Source organism: Rhodoplanes elegans (assembly GCF_016653355.1).
GTDB lineage: Bacteria > Pseudomonadota > Alphaproteobacteria > Rhizobiales > Xanthobacteraceae > Rhodoplanes > Rhodoplanes elegans.
In genome coordinates this window covers 1-5,635 of the sequence record NZ_NHSK01000008.1, presented here as the reverse complement: position 1 = coordinate 5,635, position 5,635 = coordinate 1, and the positions used below count along the sequence as shown (strand labels likewise).

Genomic DNA, 5,635 nt, shown 5'->3' with positions numbered 1-5,635 from the left:
ATGGTCGCCTCGGACGGATAGCGGGCCAGCACGTCGGCAAGCGTCGCGAAGCTCATGGGGGTCTCCGGCCTGTTCTGAAAGACGCCGCAGCGGCGAACCGCTGCGGCAGGGCCCGTTCGGGCCGGGCGTCCCGCACCCCCGTGACGGGACGCGAGAGATCAGGTGTCGGCCGTCACGTCCTCGCCGAGCACACCGGCTGCCTGCAGGGCCGGGATCTCGGCCTCGAACAGGCCGACGCGGTCGCCGATGTCGTGCAGCGCGCCGTCGAGCAGCAGCGGCGACAGCACCAGGAAGAACCGCGGCGCCGTCGGCGCCTCGTCCGTGCTCGCGTCCGGTGTGGCGTGCGGGGGCTCGGCCGGCGTGGCGGCCGCGGCGGGATCGGGAGCCGTGTCGGCCGGCTCGGCCGCAGTTGCGGGTCGCTTCGCCATGGCGCGGCTCCCGTCACGCGACCGCGTTCTGGATGAAGTAGCCGACGTCCTTCGCGACGATCAGCTCCTTCAGGCGCTCGCCGGTGCGGATGCGCACGCCGCCCTGCAGGCCGACATCGGGATCGATGATGCGGCCCGAGATCTTGGTGCCGTACTGCGCCGTGAGCCCGAACGTGATGCCGCTCTCCGGCCGGGCGATCGGGTTGATGTGAAGGAGCGCGATGTTCTTGCCCCAGGCCCGCGACAGGTTCGCCGGCTGGCCCTTGCGGGCGAGGTTCACCCAGGCCTCGCCGACCAGCACCTTGCCGATCTCGAACAGCGCCGCGAACTCGGCCCGCGTCACGATCCCCTTGTTGGTGAGATTGCCGCGGATCGCGTTGACGATCGCCGGATGCGACGAGAGCTTCGACCAGACGGCGCTGCCCATCACCATGGTGTTGGGCCGGTAGACCAGCGTGCTCTCCAGGGCCGTCTTGATCACGCCGATCGGATCGGAGTTGGCGTAGTCGGAGAACTGCGAGCCGCCGGCGAGCGTGATGCGCCGCGCCGGCGCGTAGGTGTCGAGCGCCTGCACCTTGGCGGCGACCCGCACCTCGCGGGCGTTCGCCATCAGGTCGGCCAGCATCATGGTGGCGTGCGCCTCGGGATCGAAGGTCGAGACCTGGCGCTCGCGCGCCTTGCGGGCCTCCTCGATGTCCGAGTTTGGGATCGGATCCTCGAGGCCGTGGTCGTCGACCTCGGCGGTGCGCTCCTCGCCGCCGAACTCGACCTGGTTCACCCGGCCGCGGCGGCCGACCAGCGTGTCCGGCACCGAGAAGGCATCGGCGAGCGGATACTCGGTCCACTTGAACTTCTCGGCGCCGACCGGCACGCGCGGCAGCACGTCGTCGGCGATCAGCGCCTGGGCCGGGTTGCGATAACCGATCGCGACCGCGGTCAGCACCGGGTCGACGACGAAGGGACGGACGGGAGCCATGGGCAAGCCTCGTGCGGACGCGGCGATCAGGCCGGGGTGAGAACGCCGATGCCGACCAGCACCGGGATGATGTCGTCGGCGACGCCGGGCGCCTGCGCGACCGCGCCGTAGACACGGACCTCGCCGGCCGCCGGCACGCATTTGATGCCGCGGCCGTCGGCATCGGCCGTGAGGAAGTCGCCGGCCGAGACGGTGCCGCCGAGACGGACCTCGGCGAGTCCGGCCTGGATCACGTCGGCGAGGCCGCCCTGCGGCGCGCCCATGCTGTCCGAGACCCCGACGAGCGGGCTCGTCGCCGCGTTCGCCGGTGCGACCGAGCGATCGGCGGCCGGCGCCGCGAACTTCACGAAGCGGAACGCGGCGACCGCGGCCGCGGCCTGGAACGACTTGATCAGCAGCGCGCTCACGCCCGGTTCTCCTTCTGCGACACGGCGACGACGGCGTCGGCGTAAGAGATGGTCTGCCCGGCGTCGGCGAGCTTGCGCTGATAGGCGGTCGCCTGTGCGGCGAGCGCGGCCGGGTCCGTTGCGGCGTCCGTATCGGGCGCTCCTTGTGCGTCGAGCCCCGAGGCCTGCAGGCCGGCCGGCGTCGCGGCGAGAAGCTTCTCGACCGCGGCGAGGCCGTCGTCGGAGGCACACAAAGCGACGTAGTGGTCGCGCTGCGCGGGAAGAATCTTCTTCGCCTTCAGGGCGCCTTCGATCACGGCGTCGACCCGCGTCTTGCGGTCGGCCGCCTGCAGGGCGGCGAGCTGCGCCTGCGCGGCCGAGAGCGTCGCCAGCGCCTGGTCGTGCACGGCCTTGTCGACCTTGCCGGCGGCCGCCGTCCGCTCCGCCTGCAGGGTTCCGATCGCCGCGAGGCACGCGGCCTCGTCGGCGCCGTCCGCCAGGCCGAGGGCCTGGGCGATGGCTTTGATCATGCGTCTCTCCGTGTGGTGAGAAGGATCGGGGCTCGCCGGCACGGCGCTCGCCGGCGGTACGGCCGCCGCGATCGCCGCCATGGCGAGCGCGGGCGCGGCGACCAGCGCGACCGAATGCAGCCAGGTCGCGAGACCGGCCTCGGTGTGATGGAAGGTCGGCGAGATGAAGCGATGCGTGCGCGCCGCCAGCACGGCCTTGCCGGCGTCGAGCAGCTCGACGCGCGCCCACAGCCCGTCCGGCCGCGCCTCCAGGGCCTTGATCCAGCCGACCGCGTCGGCGCGCTCGCCGAACAGCGGCTTCCGCGAGATCGCGTGATCGACGTCGACCGGCACGTCGATGCCGTCGGCCGCGAATCGCGCCACCAGGCGCTCGGGCTCGAACACGTAGCGCCGCCCGTCCCGCGTCGTGATCTCGCCGCGCGGCGCGACCCTCACCCAGCCGGCGTCATCGTTGCCGCCGCCGGCCGCCAGCGAGGCGCCGTCGAGCGTGACGACGCCGAGGGCGACGTCGGGCGGAACAGAGGGGGTTGCGTGCCGGGGCTGCATGGGGGCACGCTACGGGTGCCCCGCAAATCATGGGCCGCTGACAGGTGTCAGCGGCCCGCCTCATCGGGCCGGTAACGCGCATCGCCTAACGTTGATGCGTCGGGAACGGCCTCAGCAGACTCGGCGCTTCGACGTCCGGCTCATCACCCGCTCCGGGCCTGCGCTTGCTCGGCAAGTTTTTCGGCAGGCGTCTTGATTTTCATTCCCCGCTCGATCAGATCGTTTGTTCTATCGAGCCAAGTTGCGGCGTCTTCGCTGGTGTCCAGTTTGCGAAGTCCAGCCACAAGTCGGGTGAATACAGGCATCGACCGCTTCAAGATCTCGAAAAGCTCAACTTCGCTGTCATCTGCAAGAGAAAGGTGTTCGGTAAGATGGGCAACACCCTTGTTTATCCTCCCCCGCTCATCTTCCGAAAGAAAGGTCTTGCCAGCTTCGCCAAGCAGACTTGGCGTCTCTATACCGAAGTCAGCTGCCGTGAGGTCGCCGGGTTTCGGTTTAACGCCTCCAAAAAAGTCATCCAACTTGCGCAAGGCGAGAAAGCTTTGCAGTCGGCTGGCGTCTGAGAGAAGGTCAGCAGCACGGTCCAAGCCCCATATCATCTCCTCCGGATCAAGATAGGGAGCAAAATCTTCGCACCACATTGCAAACGCAAAACAGTGGTCGATGCATTCGCAAATCGTCACGATCTGAGCGGATCGCTTGTCCATTCCAGCCTCCCTTGAATGTCTCGCTGTCGTTCCGGCTTGCTGTCGGTCAATGTTTTCGTTCCAGATGAAAAAGGCGTGTCGTTTGCACGGAGACCGAGAGATCGCGTGCCATTTGAAAGCACAGGCTGGATGGACCAGGACCAGAATGCTATCACCGATTTTCCCGCGGTCAGAAAGCGCAGCTCGTACGAGCACATTTCATTTGCGAGATTTAGCCTGGGCAGAAACGCTGCGGAAGTCTGCTCGGGGCACATTGCGGCCGTACCGGTAGACAGCGACCGCCGCTCCCCCGCCAGCGCCCCGTCCCGCCCCGTAGAAGGGGGCATAGAAGCCGTTTCGAGGTCGGGTGGGCCGAGATGCCCCGGAGCGCGGCGGCGCATCAGCGGGCTTCCTGGCGGCTCGCCTGCCGGCGGCTTCCGGAGCCGCTCGGGAGCGCCTATATTGCCTTCGGTGGCCGAGCATACGTGTGCCGTCACACGAGGGCGCGGGGATGTCACGACCCCCCGGCCACCGATCCTTCCTCTCCGGGCTTCATGCGGTCCTGGCGCCCGCGCTCCTCGCGCGCCCTGATCTCGCGGAAGCGGCGCGCGTCGCCGGCGAACAGCGTGCGCACCTGGACGTAGCCCGACGACGACCGGCGCATTGCCAGCACCCAGTGCACGCCGTCGATCACGGCCAGCACGTGGCGGATCGCCGGGTCGCCGCCGTCGAGCCACTCGCCGGCGTCGAGAATGCGCTGGACCAGGCCGAAGCTCTCGATCTGCACGCGGGCGTGCTTCGCCGTCTTGGCGGCGAGCGTGTCGGACGCGATCGCGACGACGGCGCTCTCCGTCTCCATCTCGGCCGCGACGCGCGCCGAGGCGGCGACCGGGACGTGGACGCGCTCCGGCATCCGGGCGATCGCCTTCGGCCAGACCGCGGCGCCCTCGGCGGCGTCGCCCCAGAGCTTGGCGATCGTCCGCGCCGCACGCTCCGGGCCGGCCGTATCGAGCTGGTCGTGGAGCTGGCGCACCAGCGTGCGGGCGCGCGAGAGGCCCGGATTGGTGTCCCAGCCTGGATCGATGCCGACCGGCACCTCGGCGACCTCGCCGGTGCGGCGGTTCACATGGGTGCGGGTGCCGAGATCGGGCGCCGTGTCGTCGTAGCTGATCGCGTCCTCGGCGTCGCTCTTCGGACGTGAGAGGTAGTCGTCGCGGTCGGCCTTGTCGAGCTGGCGGACCGAGCATTTGCAGTTCCAGCCGTTGGGCGGGAAATGCGTCGACCAGAACGGATGATCGACCGGCAGGATCGTGCCGACCCATCGCAGATGCTCGGGCCGCTTCCGCTCGCTCGCCGAGCGCACGTAGAGCAGATAGGGCAGCGCCCGCTTGGTGCGCTGGATTCGGTTCCACTGGCCGGCGGCGCGCGCCGCCCGCATGTTGCTCCAGAACGTGATCTGCAGCCGCGCCGGCGCGGCGAAGTTCACGACCTTGGGCTTCCACCGTCCCTCGGGATCGGCGACCTGGCGCGGCCCCCACCAGCCGAGCGGCGTGAGCCGCTGCCGCATGTCCTCGCGGAATTTGTGGAACCCGGTGCCGGCGGCGATCGCCTGGTCGATCGCGGCGCGGAATTCTGTGAGCACCCGCGTCTCGGTGACGCCGGCGACCGTGAAGGCATGGGCGTGCTCCTCGCGCCAGACGTCGGCCCAGGAGAAACCGGGCCGCAGATCCTTGGCGCGGAAATACTGCAGCACCTCGGGCGGCGCATCCATGCCGCGCTTCTGGGTCGCGGCGAGCGCCGCGACCAGGTGCGCGAGTTGGCGAGGGCTCGGCCGCATGGCGGCCTCAGTCTCTCGTATCGCCGAGGCCGCGAGCGGTCGCGGTGAGGCGAGCGAGCGCCTCGGCGAGCTTGGTGCCGTCGACCTCGCTCGCCAGCTCGGGAAGCATGCTGATCAGCTCGTCGAAGCTCGACGCGCGGTCGATCGCGGCGCGCAGCGGCGCCAGCAGCGGGTCGGTCATCGCCTCCCAGCCGTCGAGCGCGTCGTCGGCGAGCCGCTCCAGCTCGGCCTCGACGTCGAGCTTCG

6 protein-coding genes and 1 pseudogene are annotated in these 5,635 nt (G+C 69.7%); all 7 read right to left on the bottom strand.

Going from position 1 to position 5,635, the window contains the following annotated elements; translation table 11 throughout:
* Nucleotides 1-158: 158 nt before the first annotated feature.
* Nucleotides 159-428 carry a hypothetical protein gene (locus CCR97_RS00750; RefSeq protein WP_201159221.1) on the bottom strand — a complete coding sequence of 90 codons (270 nt, stop codon included), beginning with the start codon at nucleotides 426-428 and terminating at the stop codon, nucleotides 159-161.
* Nucleotides 429-441: 13 nt separating this feature from the next.
* Nucleotides 442-1,404, bottom strand: a complete 963-nt coding sequence (locus CCR97_RS00745; protein ID WP_201159220.1) for a capsid protein — start codon at nucleotides 1,402-1,404, stop codon at nucleotides 442-444.
* Nucleotides 1,405-1,430: 26 nt separating this feature from the next.
* Nucleotides 1,431-1,811: a hypothetical protein gene (locus tag CCR97_RS00740; RefSeq protein WP_338049040.1), complete on the bottom strand. Its 381-nt coding sequence runs from the start codon at nucleotides 1,809-1,811 to the stop codon at nucleotides 1,431-1,433.
* On the bottom strand, nucleotides 1,808-2,866 hold the full coding sequence (locus tag CCR97_RS00735; protein WP_201159219.1) for a phage protease: 1,059 nt from the start codon (nucleotides 2,864-2,866) through the stop codon (nucleotides 1,808-1,810). Before CCR97_RS00735 ends, CCR97_RS00740 begins: the two co-directional genes overlap by 4 nt.
* Nucleotides 2,867-3,009: 143 nt before the next feature.
* Nucleotides 3,010-3,573 (bottom strand): hypothetical protein, encoded by a 564-nt coding sequence (locus CCR97_RS00730; protein WP_111360231.1) that lies wholly within the window; start codon nucleotides 3,571-3,573, stop codon nucleotides 3,010-3,012.
* A 493-nt stretch (nucleotides 3,574-4,066) separates the two neighbouring features.
* Entirely contained in the window at nucleotides 4,067-5,389 is a 1,323-nt protein-coding gene (locus tag CCR97_RS00725; RefSeq protein WP_201159218.1) for a phage head morphogenesis protein, read from the bottom strand.
* Between the two features lie 7 nt (nucleotides 5,390-5,396).
* Nucleotides 5,397-5,635: pseudogene (locus tag CCR97_RS00720) on the bottom strand (phage portal protein family protein); the annotation flags it as partial.

What these genes read in the sequence shown, in the direction of transcription:
- CCR97_RS00745 (WP_201159220.1), bottom strand. Translation starts at nt 1,404, where the DNA reads ATGGCTCCCGTCCGTCCCTTCGTCGTCGACCCGGTGCTGACCGCGGTC.
- CCR97_RS00750 (WP_201159221.1), bottom strand. Translation starts at nt 428, where the DNA reads ATGGCGAAGCGACCCGCAACTGCGGCCGAGCCGGCCGACACGGCTCCC.
- CCR97_RS00730 (WP_111360231.1), bottom strand. Translation starts at nt 3,573, where the DNA reads ATGGACAAGCGATCCGCTCAGATCGTGACGATTTGCGAATGCATCGAC.
- CCR97_RS00735 (WP_201159219.1), bottom strand. Translation starts at nt 2,866, where the DNA reads ATGCAGCCCCGGCACGCAACCCCCTCTGTTCCGCCCGACGTCGCCCTC.
- CCR97_RS00725 (WP_201159218.1), bottom strand. Translation starts at nt 5,389, where the DNA reads ATGCGGCCGAGCCCTCGCCAACTCGCGCACCTGGTCGCGGCGCTCGCC.